14 protein-coding genes are annotated in these 17,929 nt (G+C 64.4%); all 14 read left to right on the forward strand.

The annotated features are described in order from the left end of the window. Window positions 1–170 precede the first annotated feature (170 nt). The 14 genes from JJB99_RS11110 to JJB99_RS11175 all read left to right on the forward strand — a co-directional run bounded on the left by JJB99_RS11110 (window position 171) and on the right by JJB99_RS11175 (window position 17,796). Window positions 171–989: an ABC transporter ATP-binding protein gene (locus JJB99_RS11110; RefSeq protein WP_200498804.1), complete on the forward strand. Its 819-nt coding sequence runs from the start codon at window positions 171–173 to the stop codon at window positions 987–989. Beyond that, window positions 989–1,774: an ABC transporter permease gene (locus tag JJB99_RS11115; RefSeq protein ID WP_200498805.1), complete on the forward strand. Its 786-nt coding sequence runs from the start codon at window positions 989–991 to the stop codon at window positions 1,772–1,774. The genes JJB99_RS11110 and JJB99_RS11115 overlap by 1 nt, the downstream gene beginning before the upstream one ends. Window positions 1,775–1,846: 72 nt before the next feature. Continuing rightward, window positions 1,847–2,869, forward strand: coding sequence for an ABC transporter substrate-binding protein (locus tag JJB99_RS11120; RefSeq protein ID WP_200498806.1), 1,023 nt, complete (start codon window positions 1,847–1,849; stop codon window positions 2,867–2,869). Between the two features lie 30 nt (window positions 2,870–2,899). After that, entirely contained in the window at window positions 2,900–3,604 is a 705-nt protein-coding gene (locus JJB99_RS11125) for an NUDIX hydrolase (protein ID WP_200498807.1), read from the forward strand. A 94-nt stretch (window positions 3,605–3,698) separates the two neighbouring features. Beyond that, on the forward strand, window positions 3,699–5,009 hold the full coding sequence (locus JJB99_RS11130) for an ABC transporter substrate-binding protein (protein ID WP_200498808.1): 1,311 nt from the start codon (window positions 3,699–3,701) through the stop codon (window positions 5,007–5,009). A gap of 15 nt (window positions 5,010–5,024) precedes the next feature. Next, window positions 5,025–5,795 carry an ABC transporter ATP-binding protein gene (locus JJB99_RS11135; RefSeq protein WP_200498809.1) on the forward strand — a complete coding sequence of 257 codons (771 nt, stop codon included), beginning with the start codon at window positions 5,025–5,027 and terminating at the stop codon, window positions 5,793–5,795. Continuing rightward, on the forward strand, window positions 5,795–6,499 hold the full coding sequence (locus tag JJB99_RS11140; protein WP_200498810.1) for an ABC transporter ATP-binding protein: 705 nt from the start codon (window positions 5,795–5,797) through the stop codon (window positions 6,497–6,499). Before JJB99_RS11135 ends, JJB99_RS11140 begins: the two co-directional genes overlap by 1 nt. Before the next feature lie 5 nt (window positions 6,500–6,504). Next, window positions 6,505–7,386 carry a branched-chain amino acid ABC transporter permease gene (locus tag JJB99_RS11145; protein ID WP_200498811.1) on the forward strand — a complete coding sequence of 294 codons (882 nt, stop codon included), beginning with the start codon at window positions 6,505–6,507 and terminating at the stop codon, window positions 7,384–7,386. Next, the gene (locus JJB99_RS11150; protein ID WP_200498812.1) at window positions 7,383–8,402 is read left to right on the forward strand and encodes a branched-chain amino acid ABC transporter permease; all 1,020 of its coding nucleotides are present in this window, start codon (window positions 7,383–7,385) and stop codon (window positions 8,400–8,402) included. The genes JJB99_RS11145 and JJB99_RS11150 overlap by 4 nt, the downstream gene beginning before the upstream one ends. Next, window positions 8,362–9,297 (forward strand): polyphosphate kinase 2 family protein, encoded by a 936-nt coding sequence (locus JJB99_RS11155; RefSeq protein WP_200498813.1) that lies wholly within the window; start codon window positions 8,362–8,364, stop codon window positions 9,295–9,297. The genes JJB99_RS11150 and JJB99_RS11155 overlap by 41 nt, the downstream gene beginning before the upstream one ends. Before the next feature lie 962 nt (window positions 9,298–10,259). Beyond that, window positions 10,260–12,590 carry a mechanosensitive ion channel domain-containing protein gene (locus tag JJB99_RS11160; protein WP_200498814.1) on the forward strand — a complete coding sequence of 777 codons (2,331 nt, stop codon included), beginning with the start codon at window positions 10,260–10,262 and terminating at the stop codon, window positions 12,588–12,590. A 322-nt stretch (window positions 12,591–12,912) separates the two neighbouring features. Then, complete coding sequence (locus tag JJB99_RS11165) at window positions 12,913–14,508, forward strand: NAD-dependent malic enzyme (protein WP_246775299.1); 1,596 nt, start codon at window positions 12,913–12,915, stop codon at window positions 14,506–14,508. 370 nt (window positions 14,509–14,878) lie between these two features. Then, entirely contained in the window at window positions 14,879–15,271 is a 393-nt protein-coding gene (locus JJB99_RS11170) for a BlaI/MecI/CopY family transcriptional regulator (RefSeq protein ID WP_200498816.1), read from the forward strand. Then, complete coding sequence (locus JJB99_RS11175) at window positions 15,268–17,796, forward strand: M56 family metallopeptidase (RefSeq protein WP_200498817.1); 2,529 nt, start codon at window positions 15,268–15,270, stop codon at window positions 17,794–17,796. The genes JJB99_RS11170 and JJB99_RS11175 overlap by 4 nt, the downstream gene beginning before the upstream one ends. Window positions 17,797–17,929: the final 133 nt, after the last annotated feature.

The following is a 17,929-nucleotide window of genomic DNA, read 5'->3' on the forward strand; positions in this document are numbered from 1 at the left end:
TTGGAGGGACCGTCACCCCACCCTGGTCCGCATTCCGCTTCGCTTCATGCGCACCGACCCTCCAGGGAGGGTAAGAACGCCTTCGCACTGCATGCGTAGCACGCTTGGCGCCTTGATTGAACTTGGCCGCGCGAGCGGCTAAGGCATCAAGCCAAGTCTGGAGGAAGCATATGACGACGCCCACGGCAGTGGCGCTGGAAGATGCCAAGGTCGCGTTCCGGCTCGGGGACGGGCGGGTCTATACGGCTGTGGAGAAGGCGCACCTCGCGGTCGCGCAGGGCGAGTTCGTCGCCATTGTCGGGCCGACCGGCTGCGGAAAATCGACGCTCCTCAACGTCGCGGCCGGCCTGCTCAAGCCCGCCGCCGGCAGCGTCAAGATATTTGACCGGCCGCTCGCGGGGCTGAACCGGGACGCCGGCTATCTGTTCCAGGCCGATGCGCTGTTCCCCTGGAAGACCGCGCTCGACAATGTCGCGATCGGGCTCGAGATCAAGGGCACGCCGCGAGCCGAGGCGCTGCCGCAGGCGCAGAAATGGCTGACGTCCGTCGGCCTCGGCGCCTTCGCGGGCCGCTATCCGCACATGCTCTCGGGCGGCCAGCGCAAGCGCGTAGCGTTGGCGCAGGTCCTGATCCGCGATCCCAAGATCCTGCTGATGGACGAGCCGTTCGGGCCGCTCGATGCGCAGACGCGCCAAGTGATGGGCAATCTGCTGCTCGACCTCTGGAATGCCGACCGCAAGGCCGTGCTGTTCGTCACCCATGATCTCGAAGAGGCGATCGCGCTGGCCGACCGCGTCGTGATCATGTCGGCCGGGCCGTCCTCGCGCATCATCGGCGACTGGCGCGTGCAGCTCGCCCGCCCGCGCGACATTTTCGAGGTGCGGCTGGACAAGGACTTCCATGCGCTGCATCGCGAGATCTGGAGCGTGCTCAAGGACGAGGTGATGAAGGGTTACGCGCAATCCACCCAAGCGGCGGAGGCAGTCTGATGTCGCGCGTGACATTGCTGGCGCTGCAAATGCTGGTTGCAATTGTCTGCCTGGTGCTGTGGCAGGTGCTCTCGACGGTGCCTGTGTTCGGAAAAATTCTGCTGCCGCCGTTCTTCTTCTCCAATCCGGTCGACGTGTTCGAGCAGATCATCAAGTGGTTCGCCTCAGGCGTGATCTGGAACCATCTCTGGATCACCCTGGTGGAATCGCTCCTCGCCTTCGTGATCGGATCGGCTGGCGGCGTGCTGGTCGGCTTCTGGTTCGCGCGACAGCCGCTGGTCGCCGCGGTGTTCGATCCTTACGTGAAGATGGTCAACGCGCTGCCGCGCGTGGTGCTGGCGCCGATCTTTGCGCTGTGGCTGGGCCTCGGCATCTGGTCCAAGGTCGCTCTCGGCGTGACCTTGGTGTTCTTCATCGTCTTCTTCAACGTCTATCAGGGCGTCAAGGAGGTCAGCCGCACGGTGCTCGACAACGGCCGCATGCTCGGCATGAGCGAGCGGCAATTGATGCAGCACGTCTATTGGCCCTCGGCGCTGTCATGGATGTTCTCCTCGCTGCACACCTCGGTCGGCTTCGCCGTGGTCGGCGCGGTCGTCGGCGAATATCTGGGATCGGCGGCGGGGCTCGGCTATCTGATCCAGCAGGCCGAAGGCGTGTTTGACGTCGCGGGCGTGTTCGCCGGCATGTTCGTGCTGTCAGCCTTCGTCATCCTGATCGACTTCGGCGTCACGCTGATGGAGCGGAAGCTGCTGGTCTGGCGACCGACGGTGGACGGGCGCGGCTAGCCGTATCCGTTAGTTGCCTTCTCAAGCCAGTCCGGCTGCTCTATGGTGCGGCCGGCCGAACGGAGGACACCAATGAAGAACACGATTGCCAGGCTCGCCGGCGCGTTGCTCGCGCTGACGCTCACCACCGGATTTGCCGCGGCGCAAAGCAAGGTCACCATCGCAGTCGGCGGCGGTGCCTGCCTGTGCTATTTGCCGACGGTGCTAGCCAAGCAGCTCGGCGAATACGAGAAGGCCGGCCTCAATGTCGAATTGGTCGATCTCAAGGGCGGCTCGGACGCGCTCAAGGCCGTGCTCGGCGGCAGCGCCGACGTCGTTTCCGGCTATTTCGACCATTGCGTCAATCTCGCCGCGAAGAAGCAAGAGCTTCAGGCCTTCGTGGTCTATGACCGCTATCCCGGCCTCGTGCTGGTGGTCGCGCCGTCGCGCACCAACGACATCAAGTCGATCAAGGATCTCGCCGGCAAGAAGGTCGGCGTCAGTGCGCCCGGCTCCTCGACCGACTTCTTCCTGAAATATCTCCTGAAGAAGAACGGACTCGATCCCGCCGGCACCGCCGTGATCGGCGTCGGCCTCGGCGCCACCGCGGTCGCCGCGATGGAGCAGGGCCAGCTCGATGCCGCCGTGATGCTCGATCCCTCCGTCACCGTCCTCCAGGGCAGCCACAAGGATCTGCGCATTCTCTCGGACACCCGCACGCAGAAGGACACGCTCGAGACGTTCGGCGGCGAATACCCGGGCGGCGCGCTGTATTCGACCGTGGCCTGGATCAATGGTCACGAGAAGGAGACGCAGGGGCTCACCAACGCGATGCTCGCGACGCTCGCCTGGATCCATTCGCACAGCCCTGAGGAGATCATGGCGAAGATGCCGGACGAGATGGTCGGCAAGAACAAGGACCTCTATCTCGCTGCGCTGAAGAACACGATCCCGATGTTCTCCGAAACCGGCAAGATGGACCCGAAGGGCGCCGACGCCGTGCTCGCGGTGTTCAGCGTCGGTTCACCTGAAGTCGCGAGCGCCAAGATCGACGTCAGCAAGACCTTCACCAACAAGTTCGTCGAGGCCAAGAAGACCACGGGGAACGCCAAATAAGTGACGCGAAGGGGCAGTAACCTGAGCGTCATGACGTCACCCATCATCCATCGCGTCACGACGCTTGATCTTGCCGTGCGGCCGATCTCCTGGCCGTTCGCGGAGGAGCGCCGCGCCGAGATCGCGGCGCATTTCGCCGAGAAGCAGCGCGAGCGGCCGAAGATCTGGAATGGCCGTATCCTGCTCGGCCGCGATCCCGTGTTCTCGGACGGCCATTTCGCCGCGACCTATTCCGAAGTGGATTTCGCAAGCTTTCTCGCTTGGCGCGACTGGGGATTTCCTGACCCCGCCGTGTTCAACGGTTTTGGCATGGGCGCGCTGCAGGCCTCCGACGGTGCTTTCGTCATGGGCGAGATGGCGCCCCACACCGCCAATGCAGGCCGCATCTATTTCCCCTCTGGCACACCCGATCCGGGCGACGTCAGGGAAGGCACGCTCGATATTTCCGGCAGCGTTGTGCGCGAACTCGAGGAGGAGACCGGGCTCACGGCCGACGACTATCGGGCCGAAGCAGACTGGCACTGTGTCGTCTCAGGTCGTGCGATTGCAATGATTCAGGTGCTCAACCTGGATGTGCCGGGCGACGTTGCGCGTGCCCGGATCGAAGCCAATCTGGCGCGAGAGGCCGAGCCGGAGCTGTCGGCCATCCATCTCGTGCGCGGAATCGATGATCTCACGCCGACCATGCCGCGATTTGTCACGGCCTTCGTCGAGCAGCAGTTCACCTCGCGCTGACGTGCGAGGCTTGACATCGCTGCGCATAGCCCATGTGATGGGCAAAAAGCAAAAACAACAAGAATGCAATGCACAATCGTCCAGGGAGGTTTTGATGCGTCTGCGCATGGCTGCCCGCTTGGTACGTGGGCTGTTGGTCGCGATATCAGCGACGGGCTTGGCGGTGTCCGCTGACGCTCAAGAGAAGAAGATCAAGATTGGCGTGATTTTCGATCTGACCGGGCCGCTCGCGGGCGGCGGGTCGGAGCTTGAATATATCGGCACCAAGATCATCCTCGACCAGTTCGTGAAGACGGGCGTCGAAGGCTATAAGGTCGAGGCGGTCTACGCCGATGCGCAGAGCAAGCCGGACGTCGCCATCAACGAGTCCGTTCGCCTGCTCGAACAGGAGAAGGTCGACCTGGTGCTCGGCTTCTTCTCCTCGGCGCAGTGCGTGCCGGTGGCCGAGCGCGTCGAGCAGCTCAAGAAGTTCATGTGGATGACGACCTGCATCTCGTCCGCCGTGTTCAACGAGAAGAACTACAAATACGTGTTCCGCCCGCAGGCGAGCGGCGACCAGTTCGGCATGATGACGATGGATTTCATCGCGCAGAACGCCAGGGAGAAGTTCGGCAAGGAGCCGAAGGATTTGCGCGTCGCCATCATCCACGAGGATGGCTCCTATGGCGTCGATGTCTCCAAAGGCAACGAGGCCGGCGCGAAGAAGGCCGGCTTCAATGTCGTCCTGAAGGAAGGATACTCGGCGACCGCGCCCGATCTCTCCGCGCTGGTGACCAAGCTGAAGCGGGCCAAGCCCGACATCATCTTCCACACCGGCTACAATCCCGACATCACGCTGTTGCTGCGGCAGGCTCGCGAGCAGGGGCTGAAATTCGGCGCGCTGATGGGGCATGGCGCAGGCTACGGCGTCTATGAAAAGCTGAAGGAAGGCATGGGTGCCGACGCCAGCTACATCTTCAACACCGATCCGATCTCGATCTGGCTCGCCAACCAGAAGACGATGGATCCCAAGCTCCCGCCCGTAATCAAGATGGTCGGCGAGGAGTTCGACAAGATCAAGCCAGGCGTTGCCATCCGCTCCGCCCATGTCGGCATCGGTGCATCCAACACCTACGTCTTCATGAATGACGTGCTGCCGCGCGCGATCAAGAAATATGGCGGCGTCGATCCCGACGCGTTGCGCAAGGCCGCGCTCGACACCGACATTCCCGAGGGCGGCACCATGCTCGGCTTCGGCGTGAAGTTCTACGGCGAGGGGACGCCGATGGCCGGGCAGAACGAGCGCTCGTTCCCGGTCGTGATCCAGTACATCGACGACAAATCCGCCGTGGTGTGGCCGAAGAGCCAGGCGCAGCGCGAGGCCGTGCTGCCGCTGCCGAAGGGCACCACCTACAGCAACCAGTAGCGGCGGAGCGGGACGGTGCTGGAGGTCAGCGGGCTGGTGAAGCGGTTCGGCGGCTTCACCGCCGTCAACAACGTGTCGTTTAGGGTCGATCAGGGCGAGATCCTCGGCCTGATCGGCCCCAACGGCTCGGGCAAGAGCACGATCTTCAACATGCTCTCCGGCACGTTGGCGCCGACCTCGGGATCGATCCGGTTCGCCGGCTCCGAGATCGCGGGCCTTGCGCCGCACCGCATCATCAACAGCGGCATCGGTCGCACCTTCCAGATCCCGCGGCCGTTCCGCCGCCTGACCATTTTTGAGAATGTCGCGCTCGCCGGCTTTTATGGGCAAGGTCGACAGAGCCGCATCAAGGCGGAGGAGGCGGCCGACCGATCGCTCGCCATGGTCGGATTGCCGACCGATCGGCATGCCAGCGTCGATGGCTTAGGTGCCGCCGGCCTGAAGAAGCTCGAACTCGCAAAAGCGCTCGCGACGGCGCCAAAGGTGCTGCTCGCCGACGAGAGCCTCGGCGGGCTGGACGAGACCGAGATGGACCAGGCCGCCGACATGCTGCGCAACATCCGCGACGAGCTCGGCATCACCATCATCTGGGTCGAGCACATCATGGGCGTCTTGATGCGCGTCGTCGACCGCGTGATGGTGCTCGATCACGGCGAGAAGATCTCGGAAGGGCTGCCGAGCGCGGTTGCCGGCGATCCGCGCGTGATCGAGGTCTATCTCGGCACTGATGCCGAGACCACGCAGGCCGCGGCCGCCGAAGCGCGCCGCCGCGCGGGAGGGCAATGATGCTTGAGCTTCGGAGCGTCGGTGCCGGCTACGGCACCTTCCAGGCGCTGTTCGACGTCAACCTCGACGTCAGGGCCGGCGAGGCCGTCGGCGTCATCGGTCCAAACGGCGCCGGCAAGACCACCCTGATGCGCGTCATCTCCGGCCTGATCCGTCCGTCGCGCGGCTCGATCAGGATGGAGGGCGTCGATGTCGTGGCGACGCCGCCGCACAAGATCGTCAGCCTCGGAATCGCGCACGTGCCGGAAAACCGGCGGCTGTTTCCGCAGCTCACGGTCGATGACAATCTCAAGATGGGCGCTTTTATGAAGGAAGCGCGCGGCCATTATGCCGAGCGGCTGGAGGTCGTGTTCGAGCTGTTTCCGCGCCTGAAGGAGCGCCGCCATCAGATGGCCGGCACCATGTCCGGCGGCGAACAGCAGATGTGCGCGATCGGCCGCGCCCTGATGTCCAATCCCAAGCTGCTGCTGCTCGACGAGCCCTCGGCCGGGCTCGCACCGGTCGTGGTGCAGCAGGTGTTCGAGCTGGTGAAGCGGATCCGTAGCCGCGGCCTCACGGTCTTGATCGTCGAGCAGAACGTGCAGCAGGTGCTGAAGGTGGTCGACCGCGCCTATCTGATCGAGGCGGGGACGATCAGGGCATCGGGCACCTCGGCCGAGATGCTGGCGAGCGACACGGTCAAGGAAGCGTATCTCGGGGTGTGATGGGCATGCAGGCGGTCCTGGATATATTCGACATCTACCTGCTGGAGGCCGTGATCAACGGCATCCTGCTCGGCGGCGTGCTGGCGCTGCTCGCGCTTGGGCTGAACCTGATCTTCGGCGTCATCGATGTGACCTGGATCTGCTACGCCGAACTGGTGATGATCGGCATGTACGCGATGTATTTCATGGTGCAGTATTACGGCGTCAGTTATTTCGTCGCTGCGCCGTTCACGATCCTGCTGGTCGCGTTGCTCGGTGCCGCCTTGCATTATCTCGTGATCGCGCCGCTGCTCACCGCGCCGCCGATCAACCAGCTGCTCGCCACCGGCGGCGTGCTGTTCGTGCTGCAGAGCTTTGCCACTGTTGCCTTCGGCATCGACTTCCGCAACCTCGGCATTCGCCTGCCGGTGCTCGCCTTCGGCGACATGAATTTCAGCTACGCCCGCCTGCTGTCGTTCCTTGCCGCACTCGTTGGGATGGTCGCGGTCTACCTGTTCATGACCCGCACCTTCACCGGCACGGCAATCCGGGCGATCTCGCAGGACCGGCAGATCATGGCGCTGATGGGCGTCGACACCAAACGAATCTATCTGATCACCTCGGCGCTCGGCGGCGCGCTGGCCGGGCTCGCCGCTTGCCTGCTGGTGCTGCAGTATGACGTGCATCCCTTCGTCGGCCTGTCCTTCGGGCCGATCACCTTCCTGATCTGCGTGCTCGGCGGGCTCGGAAATTTCATCGGCGGCTTCATCGCCGCCTTCGTGTTCGCCGAGATCATCTCGCTCGGCGGCCTGTTCTCCGATCTCGAATGGGGCTACGTGCTCGCCTTCGCGTTCTTCATCGTCATGATGTTCATCCGGCCCGCGGGCCTGCTGGCGAGGCGCCGATGACGGGACAATGGCGGCTTGCGGCTTGGGGGATCGGGCTTGCGGCGCTGGTCGCGCTGCCGTTCGTCTATCGCGATCCCTATCATCTGCACATCCTGGTGCTGATCCTGATCTGGTCGTTCGCCTATACATCATGGTCGATGATGGGACGGTTCGGCCTCGTCTCGCTCGGCCATGGCGGCTTCATGGGGATCGGCGCCTATGTCACCGCGCTATTGTGGAATCATCTCGGCCTGTCGCCCTGGATCGGTATTCCCGTCAGCATGGTCGCGGCCGGCGCGCTGGCGCTGATCGTCGGCTATCCCTGTTTCCGCTTCCGCATCACCGGCCACTATTTCGTGCTGGTGACGCTGGCGCTGTCAGGAATCGTGCTCCAGGTCATTACCGCGACGCGCGACCATACCGGCGGCTCGCTCGGCTACACACCGAACCGCGCCGCGGGCAACAAGCTGTTGGCGCTGCAATTCGACGACAAGACCACCTGGTATCTGATCGCGCTCGCGGTCTGGCTGTTCGGCATCGTGGTCTGGCACTGGGTCGACCGCAGCATGGCGCGCTATGCGCTGGAGGCGATCTCGGAGGACGAGGACGCTGCGGCCGCCGCCGGCGTCAACGTCACTGCGGAGAAGCTGAAGATCACGCTGCTCAGCGCGCTGATGACGGCGCTCGCCGGCGCGATCTACTGTCAGTACCAGATGTTCATCACGCCCGATACGGTCAGCGGCATCGCAGTGTCGCTCCAGATGGTGTTCGCCGCCATCGTCGGCGGCCTGTTCGTCTCGCTCGGCCCGACCTTCGGCGCGATCATCACGATCCTGCTGGCCGAGACCCTGCGCATCGGCTTCGGCACCAAGGCGGTCGGCTGGGACAATCTCGTCTACGGTGTGCTGCTGGTGCTCTTCATCATATTCCTTCCCAAGGGCATCCTTGGTAGCGTGCTCGACCGATTGAAGCCGCAACGCAAGGTGCCCCGCGCTCATGAGCAAGAAGTCGTCCAGGTCGCACGCCCAGGAACTTGACCGCTACATCACGCCGTTCCGCTACGACGGATCGGGCAAGTTTCACCTCAGCGATCACAAGACCGACGAGAAGGGCGATCTCGACAAGGAGAAGGCGCAGGCGATCCTCGAGGCCAACAAGAAGGGGCTGATCGAATTCCAGGAGAAGCTCTACGCCCAGGACCGCTGGTCGCTGCTGATCGTATTCCAGGCCATGGATGCCGGCGGCAAGGACAGTGCGATCAAGGCGATTTTCGAGGGCATCAATCCGCAGGGCTGCGAGGTCACGGCCTTCAAGGCGCCGAGCAGCAAGGAACTCGACCACGACTTCCTCTGGCGTCACGTCGTCGCGCTGCCCGAGCGCGGCCATATCGGCATCTTCAACCGCTCGCACTACGAGGAATGCCTGGTGACGCGCGTGCATCCGGAAATCCTCGCCAGGGAGAAGCTGCCGCCAAAGCTCGTCACCAAGCACATCTGGAAGGAGCGGTTCGAGGACATCGCCGCGTTCGAGCGTTACCTTTGTCGCAACGGCACACTGGTGCTGAAGTTCTTCCTCAACGTCTCCAAGGAGGAGCAGCGCGAGCGCTTTCTCGACCGGCTGGAGATTCCGTCCAAGCAGTGGAAGTTCTCGATTGATGACATCAAGGAGCGCGCGCTGTGGCCGCGCTACCAAGCGGTCTATCAGGACATCGTCCGGCATACGTCAACGCCGCATGCGCCCTGGTACGTCGTGCCGGCCGACCACAAATGGTTCGCCCGCGTCGTGATCGGCTCGGTGATCAATGCCGCACTCGAAAAGCTCGACCTGCGCTTCCCGCGCGCCGACAAGGCCTCGCTCGCGGAGTTCAAGACCGTACGCAAGGCGCTGGAGAAGGAGGGGAAGGGAAGCAAGAAGCGGGCAGGGAAGCAGTGAACGGCGCACCATGCGCATGGCGAGAACAAGAAATGCGAAAACAACCCCATGCACAGTAGCAGACGATAGTGGGATCAACGGCTTGGCCGACCGTCGCGAATGTTGTTGCGGATTTTACGGAATTGCGCTCGACGCGTCGGGCAAAACAGGGGCATGATGTCATCATCGCAACAGGTCGCGATCAAATCGCGTAGGGTGGGCAAAGCGGAGCGTGCCCACGTCTTCGATCCTGGTCAAGAAGACGTGGCACGGCGCAAGTGCGCCTTTGCCTACCCTTGCGATCACTGTGCAAGGCGGTCGCTCGTCGCATCACTCCAGCAGCCAAGGAACCCGCGTTCAAATGTGATCTCATGTGCCGTTGATCCCGCTTGACAGTTTTGTGTCGCAGGAGGAGCATCGTCATGGTCGCGAATACGCGACGCGCAACGTCCACCTCATGAGCAAGGGGAGGTCTATGACACCACCTCCGCAAATCCAGCCGCGTTAATTGCGATGGAGCTCGTTCGGACTATCGCATAGCGGCAAAACCGCGAACGGCACGCCGGGATAAGGTTTAGCGGGCCGCATCAGTGAGGCAAGGCCCCTACCGTCCCGGCGCTGTATTTTGAGAACGCGCTGAGCGCGTTGAAAGAGCCGTGACGGGGCCGCCGAATCGGCGTCTTTGACATCCAGTTTTCTCTCTCCTCCTCGCCGTCATTCCGGGCCTATCCCCGGAATGACGGGAGAGGTTTGGCGTGTCTCGCAGCAAAGCCGGCGCTTCGGCCGCGCGGAAGCTCGCAGTTCCCATTCCTGGACCGATTCCTGCACCCATCCTGCACTGCGGCAAATGCCAAGAGAAGGTCGCCTCATTGGCCAACTTCCGACACAGCGCAGGGGCGAATAGCGGCGATCCGACATGACGCAGTGCTTCGGCGATGACGATGCCGAGTCCGCTGGCGCATTCATCTTTTCCAGGGATCATCGTGTCGCACAAGCTTGCCCCGGCGCTCTTCGCCGCTCTCTTCCTCGCGATCTCGGCTGTCTCCGGCGCCCGCGCCGAGCCGCCCGCTCCGGCGGCCAGTGCTGCTGCCGCGCTGTCGCCGGACGAGGCGAGGCGTGCGCTGGAAACCCTCCAGGACGACAAGAAACGCGCGCAGATCATCGACACCTTGCGCGCGATCGCGAATGCGTCAGGTCCACAGCAGCCCGCGCCCGAGCAGAAGTCACCGATCCCGCTCTCGGCCGACGGTCTCGGCGCGCAGCTTCTGCTCACGGTCTCGGAAGAGATCGGCGAGATCTCGCGCGAGATCGCCAGCATGGCGCGGACGCTGACGCATTTCCCGGCGTTCTACTATTGGATTGTGCGCACCGCCAATGATCCCGCCGCCTATAACCTCCTGATCGAGATCGCCTGGAAGCTCGCGCTGGTGCTCGGCTGCGCGCTTGCGGCCGAATGGGTGATCTTCCGCGCGATCCGGCGTCCGGTCGCCTTCCTGGAAGGACGCGTGCCGCAAACCGCACGGCTGCCGGTGCAGGCGCTGCCGATTGCCGACCCACCATCGTCAGTGGCCGACGTGACGCCGGCGCCTGAATTGCAGAAGCGGCGCAACAGCCTCGCCCGGGTCTGGCAGGTGCTGCTGCGGCTGCCGTTCGTGCTCGGACGCCTCCTGCTCGAACTGCTGCCGGTGTTCGTCTTCATCGGTTTAGCGACCGCATTGCTCGGAACCGAGATCGGCGATCCCGTCACCGTCCGCTTCGTGATCCTCGCCGTCGTCAACGCCTATGCGTTCTCGCGCGGGCTCATCTGCGTGGTTCGTGCGCTGGCGGGACCGTTCGGCCTGTTTCCGGTGCGCGCCGAGACTGCGGCCTATGTCGAGATCTGGGCGCGCCGCATCGTCGGCGTTGGCGTTTCCGGCATCGCCTTCGCCAATGTGGCGCTGCTGCTCGGCCTGCACCGCGCCGGCTACGCGGCGCTGCTGCGCATGGTGATGCTGGTCGTGCACCTCTTCATCGTCGTCATCATCCTGCAATGCCGCCGCCAGGTCGCTGAGGCCATCCGCGCGCCGGCCGAACGGCAGGGCATCGCCGCGCGCCTGCGCAACCGCATCGCCGGCGGCTGGCACTATCTTGCCATCGCGCTCGATCTTGCGTTGTGGGCGGTGTGGGCGCTCAACATCCGCAACGGCTATTCGCTGCTGCTGCAATATTTCGTCGGCACGATCGTGGTGGCGCTGATCACGCGCGTCGCCATCATGGTGACCTTGAGCCTGATCGATCGCGGCTTCCGCATCAGGCCGGAGATCCTGCAGCGCTTTCCGGGGCTGGAGACCCGCGCCAACCGTTATCTGCCGCTGCTGCGCAGGATCGTCTCCGGCGTGATCGCCTTCATCGGCTTCGTCGCCGTGCTCGAGGTCTGGGGCGTCGATGCCATCGTCTGGTTCTATGGCGGCCAGATCGGCAGCCGGCTGATCTCGGCCGTGGTGACGATCGGCCTCGCCGTGTTCATCGCAGCGGCGATCTGGGAAGCCAGCAACGCGCTGCTGGATCGCCAGATCAACACGCTGTCGCGCGACGGACACTATGCCCGCGCGGCTCGCTTACGCACCTTCCAGCCGATGCTGCGCACCGCGCTGCTCTGCCTGATCGCAACGGTCGTCGGCCTCACCGCGCTGAGCGAGATCGGCGTCAATGTCGCGCCGCTGCTGGCGGGCGCCGGCATCGTCGGCATCGCCATCGGCTTCGGCTCGCAGAAGCTGGTGCAGGATCTCATCACCGGACTGTTCCTGCTGCTGGAGAACACGGTGCAGGTCGGCGACACCGTGAGTGTGTCGGGCCTAACCGGCGTGGTCGAGAACGTCTCGATCCGCACCATTCGGCTGCGCGCTGGCGACGGCGCCGTGCACATCGTGCCGTTCAGCGCGGTCACGACCATCACCAATGCCAGCCGCGGCGCCGGCAATGCCTCCGTCAGCGTCAACGTCGCTTACAAGGAGGACACCGACCGCGCCGGCCAGATCCTCAAGGACATCGTCGACGAGATGCGGCGCGAGCCGGAGTTTCGCGCGGCGATCCGCGGCGATCTCGAACTGTGGGGCATCGACAAGGTCGACGGCGCCATGGTGTCCATCGTCGGCCAGATCCGCTGCACCGAAGCCGGGCGCTGGCCGGTCCAGCGCGAATTCAACCGCCGCATGAAGCTGCGCTTCCAGCAGAACGGCATCGAAATCGCGTCCCCCGTCCAGACCATATTGATGCAGGTCGCGCCGCCGGCTGACGCTGCCGCCAATTTGACGCCGCGGCGGGCGGCCCGATAGCGACGGCCGCCGGCACGATCGGGACCTTGATGGTTCACCCGGCGATGCGCAGCATCGTCCGGAGATGGCGCTGACGCGCCTCCTCACCATGAGGGACAAGAGCAGCTTTGCCGCGTTAATTTTGTCTCAAGCCGCTCGCGCTCTCGCGCGAAAATCTCGCTGCGGTGCGAGATCACAATCGACGCCCGAGTTTCTGTGTCCTTGATCTCGGTTGCGCGCTGGCCGACAATGTCGGCCCTTCCATAAGAAACTCCCTGGGGGATTCGTGAATAGACCTGCTCGGGTCAACGCCCATGCGACATCATCCGAGACCGCGCACGGCATGACGCTGCTGCGCGATCCCCTGCTCAACAAGGGCACCGCCTTCACGGAGGCGGAGCGCGAGGCGCTCGGCCTGCGCGGCCTGCTGCCTCCATGCGTGCTGACGATGGAGACGCAAGCTCAGCGTATTCTGACCAATCTGCGCACTTTGCCGACGGATCTCGAAAAATACGTCGCACTGAATGCGCTGCACGACCGCAATGAGGCGCTGTTCTTCCGCGTCGTCGTCGACAATATCGACGAGATCCAGCCGATCATCTACACGCCGACGGTCGGGCTCGCCTGCCAGAAATACGGCCTGATCTTCCAGCGGCCGCGCGGCATGTTCATCTGCTCGCGCGATCGCGGCCAGATCGGTGAGATCCTGAAGAACTGGCCCCATGCCGCAAAGCTCATCGTCGTCACCGACGGCGAGCGCATCCTCGGCCTCGGCGATCTCGGTGCCAACGGCATGGGCATACCCGTCGGCAAATTGTCGCTCTATTCGGCCTGCGCCGGCGTGCATCCCGAGCAGTGCCTGCCTGTTGTGCTCGACGTCGGCACCAACAACGAAGAGCTGCTGGGCGATCCCTATTATCTCGGCCTGCGCGAGCGCCGGCTCACGGGCGAGGCCTATGACAGCTTCGTCGACGAGTTCATGGAGGCGGCGCGAAAGACGTTTCCCGGCGTGCTGATCCAGTTCGAGGATTTCGCCAATCACTCGGCGTTCAGGCTGCTGCACAAATACCGCGACGAAGCCTGCGTCTTCAACGACGACATCCAGGGTACCGCGGCGGTGGCGCTCGCCGGCCTGTTTTCGGCCCTGCGCGTCTCCGGCGGCAGGCTGAGGGACCAGCGCATCCTGTTCCTCGGCGCCGGCGAAGCCGCGACCGGCATCGCCGATCTCGTGGTCTCCGCGATGATGGCGGAGGGCGCGTCGGAAGCGGAAGCGCTGCGGCGCAACTGGCTGGTGGATTCCCGCGGCCTCGTCGTTGCGGGCCGCGACGGCCTTCACGGCCACAAGCTGCGTTATGCCCATACCGGGCAGGCGCCGATCGCCGATTTCCTCACCGCGATCAGGACGCTGAAGCCGACGGCGATCATCGGCGTCGCCGCCGTTGGCGGCGCCTTCACGCCCGACGTGCTCAAGGCGATGGCCGAGCTCAACGGGCAGCCGATCGTGTTCGCGCTGTCCAACCCGACCTCGAAGGCCGAATGCTCGGCGGAGGATGCCTATCGCTACACCGAGGGCCGCGCGCTGTTCGCCTGCGGCAGCCCGTACGATCCGGTGAAGCTGAACGGCCGCACCTTCGTGCCGCGCCAGGGCAACAATTCCTACATCTTCCCCGGCGTCGGCCTCGGCGTCATCGCCAGCCGCTCGCGGCTCGTCACCGACGAGATGTTCATGGCGGCCGCCCATACGCTCGCCGATTGCGTCGGCAAGGACGACCTTGCGCAGGGCAGCCTCTATCCGGCGCTGCCCCGCATCCGCGAGGTCTCGGCCCGTATTGCGGTTGCCGTCGCGGATGTCGCCTATCAGCGCGGGCTGGCGGATGGACCGGCGCCCAACGATGTGAAGGGTCTGGTGCAGTCGCAGATGTACGAGCCGATGTACTGAGGCTCACAATTCGATCCAAACTTGCGGAGGCAGCCCCTCACCCCACCCTCTCAGCGCGAGCGAAGCTCGTCGCGACCCCGTAAGAACGGGGAGAGGGAGTGAGAGAGCGTGCCTCGTTAAACCTCTCCCCGCTCTTCTGCGGGGAGAGGTCGGATCGCTCGGCAATGCGAAGCATCGGCGGGCGATCCGGGTGAGGGGCAGGGCACCCCGTCAATCAGGTCGAAAGTCCATCCGACTCCCCAGGCGTTTTTGGACCGGCATCAGGTCAGCCCATCGACACCATCCCAGGTAGAATCGCCGTTGTGCCGCGCGACGACATATGCGACAATCTGTAGCGTTACAAGAAATTCAAGCCGCAAGGTAAGCCGCCATGGACGATCGTTTGCCCGAGCTGGGCGACCTCGAGCGCGAGGTCATGCAATTGGTTTGGTCCCATGGTCCCGTCACGGCCGAAATCGTGCGGGAGCGGCTGTCGCGACGTCTGAAGGAATCCACCGTCCGCACCGTGCTGCGCCGGCTCGAGGAGAAGGGCTATGTTCGCCACACCGTGGACGGACGGACCTATGTCTACCACGCCGCCGAAGAGCGCTCACGGGTCGCCGCCAAGGCGGTGCAGCGCATCGTGGACTGGTTCTGCAACGGCTCGATCGAGGAAGTCCTCGTCGGCATGGTGGACAATGCGATGCTCGACCAGCAGCAGCTGCGCACGTTGGCCGATCAAGTAGCCAAGGCGAAGAAAGCGAGGGGAGTGAAGAAAGAATGATCGCAACTCTGGCGGAGGCGGCGCTGCGCTCCCTTGTGCTGGGAGGCGTCGTCTGGTTCGGTCTTTGTCTTTTTCGCGTGCGCAATCCGCACGTCCACATGACGGCGTGGATCGTCGTGCTGCTGGCGTCGCTGGCGATGCCTTTCGTCATGCATTGGCCGACGCTGACGATCACCCGGCTGCCGTTGCCGCTGCCGATGTCCTTGGCAGACGATCTTGCGCCGGCTGATATCTCGATGCTGGAGATGCCGCAGCCGTCCTTGGCAGTGCCGCCCGCAGCAGCAGTCATTGCGCCGCCGGCCAGAAGCGGCCTCTCGATCAACTGGTGGTTGGTCGCCACGCTGGTCTATGCCGGCGTCGCCGGGCTGCTCTTGCTGCGGCTCGCCATCGGCCTCTGCCTGACCTGGCGCCTGGCGCGGGCAGCGCAGCCCGTGGGTGGCGTGAACATGATCGCGGCCGACGTGCGCATCAGCCGCGACGTCGGCGGTCCCGTCACCTTCGGCTCGACCATTCTGGTGCCGCCGCAATTTGCGGCCTGGGATGCGAAGAAGCGCCTCGCGGTGCTCGCGCATGAGGGCGCGCATGTCGCCAATTGGGATTTCTACATTCTGCTGCTCGCTTCCCTCAATCGCGCGGTGTTCTGGTTCAGCCCGTTCTCGTGGTGGCAGCTCGCGCGCCTCGCTGAGCTCGCCGAGATCATCAGCGACGCCGAAGCGATCGAGGTGATCGACGACCGGCTGTCCTATGCCGAAATCCTGCTGGATTTTGCCAGCACCGTGAAACCACGTCCGATGGAGCTTGCGATGGCGCGCGCCTCGACCGTGCGCGCCCGCATCGAGCGCATCATCGCGGCGGCCGCAATGCCCGTTGCGGTCGGCTGGCGCAAGCGGCTGTGGATCGCGGCGGGGATCTTGCCCGCCGTGATCGTCTCCGCCGGCATGATCGCCTATCGCAGTCCGGACCCCGCGCCGGTCGCCGCGGAGACCGGGGAGGTGCCCGCGCAGCATTACCGTCCCTTCGTCAATTTCTACGCCATGGGTCCGGCCTCGGTGTTCGCGATTTTCCGCGAGGGTGACGAGCTCTATGGACAGATCACCGGACAGCGCAAGCTGCGGCTCTCGGTTGCTGCCGACGGTACAGCGTCCTACGCGGCGTCGTTCGCTGAGATCACGTTCGCGGTCGAAGCCGAGCGCCGCTCGTCCGAGCTGATGCTGCGCATGAACGGCCGTGACATCCGCGCGGTTCGCGTCGCCGAGATGCCGGCCTCGCCGACCGATTCCGTTTCGCTCGATCAGTATGTCGGCTGGTACAGGATTGCGCCGAATCGCGTGCTCACCGTGCGGCGCGACGGCGACCGGCTCTGGCTGAACGAAACCGGACAGGGCGCCATGCAGGTCCTTGCCGAGGGCACCGACGCCTTCTCTTTCCGCGGCGATCATCTCGTGATTTTCCTGCGCGACGAGCAGACAAAAGTCTCGCGCGTGCTGGTGCAGAGCGCCGTTTTCGGTGCGCGCCTCGCATCCCGTGTCGATGCGGCGGTGGCTCAGGCGGTCGAGGCGGAGTTCGCGCGGCGGCTCGCCGAAGTTCCTGACAGATTCAGAGACCAGGTCCCGGCTGCCGGCAGCAAGGAGATGATCTTGCGCGGAATCGAGGAGCTGCGTGGCGGCACGCCGAGCTATGAGCGCATGAGCGCACCGCTGGCGGCCAAGATCCATCGGTACCTCAATGAAATGCGCGCGACGTTCCAGGCGCTCGGCGCGGTGGAGTCGCTGTTCTTCCGCGGCGTTGGGCCTGGCGGCTACGACATCTATGGCGCGAAGTTCGAGAACGGCACGGCGGAATTCCGCTTGCTGCTCGAGCCCGACGGCAAGGCCGGCGACGTGATCTTCCGCGCCGACGGCAACGACGAGCTCGGCGGCATCGTGCCCTGCGCCGAGGAAGCGAATGTGCGCGGCCGTGCCGGCACCTCTCCGATCCGGATCTTGGTCTACAACGAGATGGGCGAGGACATCCAGGTCTTCAATCTCGACGTCGACGGCAATCACAAGGCCCAGAGCGTCGTCTGGCCCAACGCGACCTGGGCCGCCACCACCACGGTGAACAATCCCTGGGTCATTGCCGACAGGTCGGGGCGGTGCCTGGAGATCCTGGTGCCGGGCCGGCAGACGCGCTTCCACAATGTCGAGGCCTCGAATCTCGGCGCTCGTCCGGGCCGTGCCGCACGCCGCGCCGTTCCGATCGCCAATGGCGAGGAGATGCTGCGCCGCTACATCGATGGCATCGGCAAGGGCCAGCCGGATTACGAGCTCATGACGCCGGAGGTGGCCGATATCACGCGCCGGCAGCTGCCGTTCGACCAGGCGATCCTGGCACGGCTCGGTGCGTTGCGCGCAGTCTCGTTCCGCGGCGTCACCGCGCTCGACAGCGACATCTATGTCGCCCAGTTCGCCAACGGCTCGGCGGAATGGCGCATCGGGGTGAGGAACGGCACGATCACGAAGATCGCGCTCGGGCCGAACTTCTAGGATCGTTTGCGCCCGCCCGCGTGGCGCGGGCGGCTCCGGATTTCCTGATGGCGACCACTCAATCTCTGCTTGCGGGTCCATATCGCAAATGTTACGATGTGTAGCATTACGGCTCGTAGCTTGATGTCGACAT

This window comes from Bradyrhizobium diazoefficiens, assembly GCF_016616235.1.
GTDB classification, from domain to species: domain Bacteria; phylum Pseudomonadota; class Alphaproteobacteria; order Rhizobiales; family Xanthobacteraceae; genus Bradyrhizobium; species Bradyrhizobium diazoefficiens_H.

Excerpts from the sequence above, each read along its gene's own strand:
- JJB99_RS11110 (WP_200498804.1), top strand. The coding sequence starts at position 171 with ATGACGACGCCCACGGCAGTGGCGCTGGAAGATGCCAAGGTCGCGTTC.
- JJB99_RS11115 (WP_200498805.1), top strand. The coding sequence starts at position 989 with ATGTCGCGCGTGACATTGCTGGCGCTGCAAATGCTGGTTGCAATTGTC.
- JJB99_RS11120 (WP_200498806.1), top strand. The coding sequence starts at position 1,847 with ATGAAGAACACGATTGCCAGGCTCGCCGGCGCGTTGCTCGCGCTGACG.
- JJB99_RS11125 (WP_200498807.1), top strand. The coding sequence starts at position 2,900 with ATGACGTCACCCATCATCCATCGCGTCACGACGCTTGATCTTGCCGTG.
- JJB99_RS11130 (WP_200498808.1), top strand. The coding sequence starts at position 3,699 with ATGCGTCTGCGCATGGCTGCCCGCTTGGTACGTGGGCTGTTGGTCGCG.
- JJB99_RS11140 (WP_200498810.1), top strand. The coding sequence starts at position 5,795 with ATGCTTGAGCTTCGGAGCGTCGGTGCCGGCTACGGCACCTTCCAGGCG.
- JJB99_RS11145 (WP_200498811.1), top strand. The coding sequence starts at position 6,505 with ATGCAGGCGGTCCTGGATATATTCGACATCTACCTGCTGGAGGCCGTG.
- JJB99_RS11150 (WP_200498812.1), top strand. The coding sequence starts at position 7,383 with ATGACGGGACAATGGCGGCTTGCGGCTTGGGGGATCGGGCTTGCGGCG.
- JJB99_RS11155 (WP_200498813.1), top strand. The coding sequence starts at position 8,362 with ATGAGCAAGAAGTCGTCCAGGTCGCACGCCCAGGAACTTGACCGCTAC.
- JJB99_RS11165 (WP_246775299.1), top strand. The coding sequence starts at position 12,913 with ATGACGCTGCTGCGCGATCCCCTGCTCAACAAGGGCACCGCCTTCACG.
- JJB99_RS11170 (WP_200498816.1), top strand. The coding sequence starts at position 14,879 with ATGGACGATCGTTTGCCCGAGCTGGGCGACCTCGAGCGCGAGGTCATG.
- JJB99_RS11175 (WP_200498817.1), top strand. The coding sequence starts at position 15,268 with ATGATCGCAACTCTGGCGGAGGCGGCGCTGCGCTCCCTTGTGCTGGGA.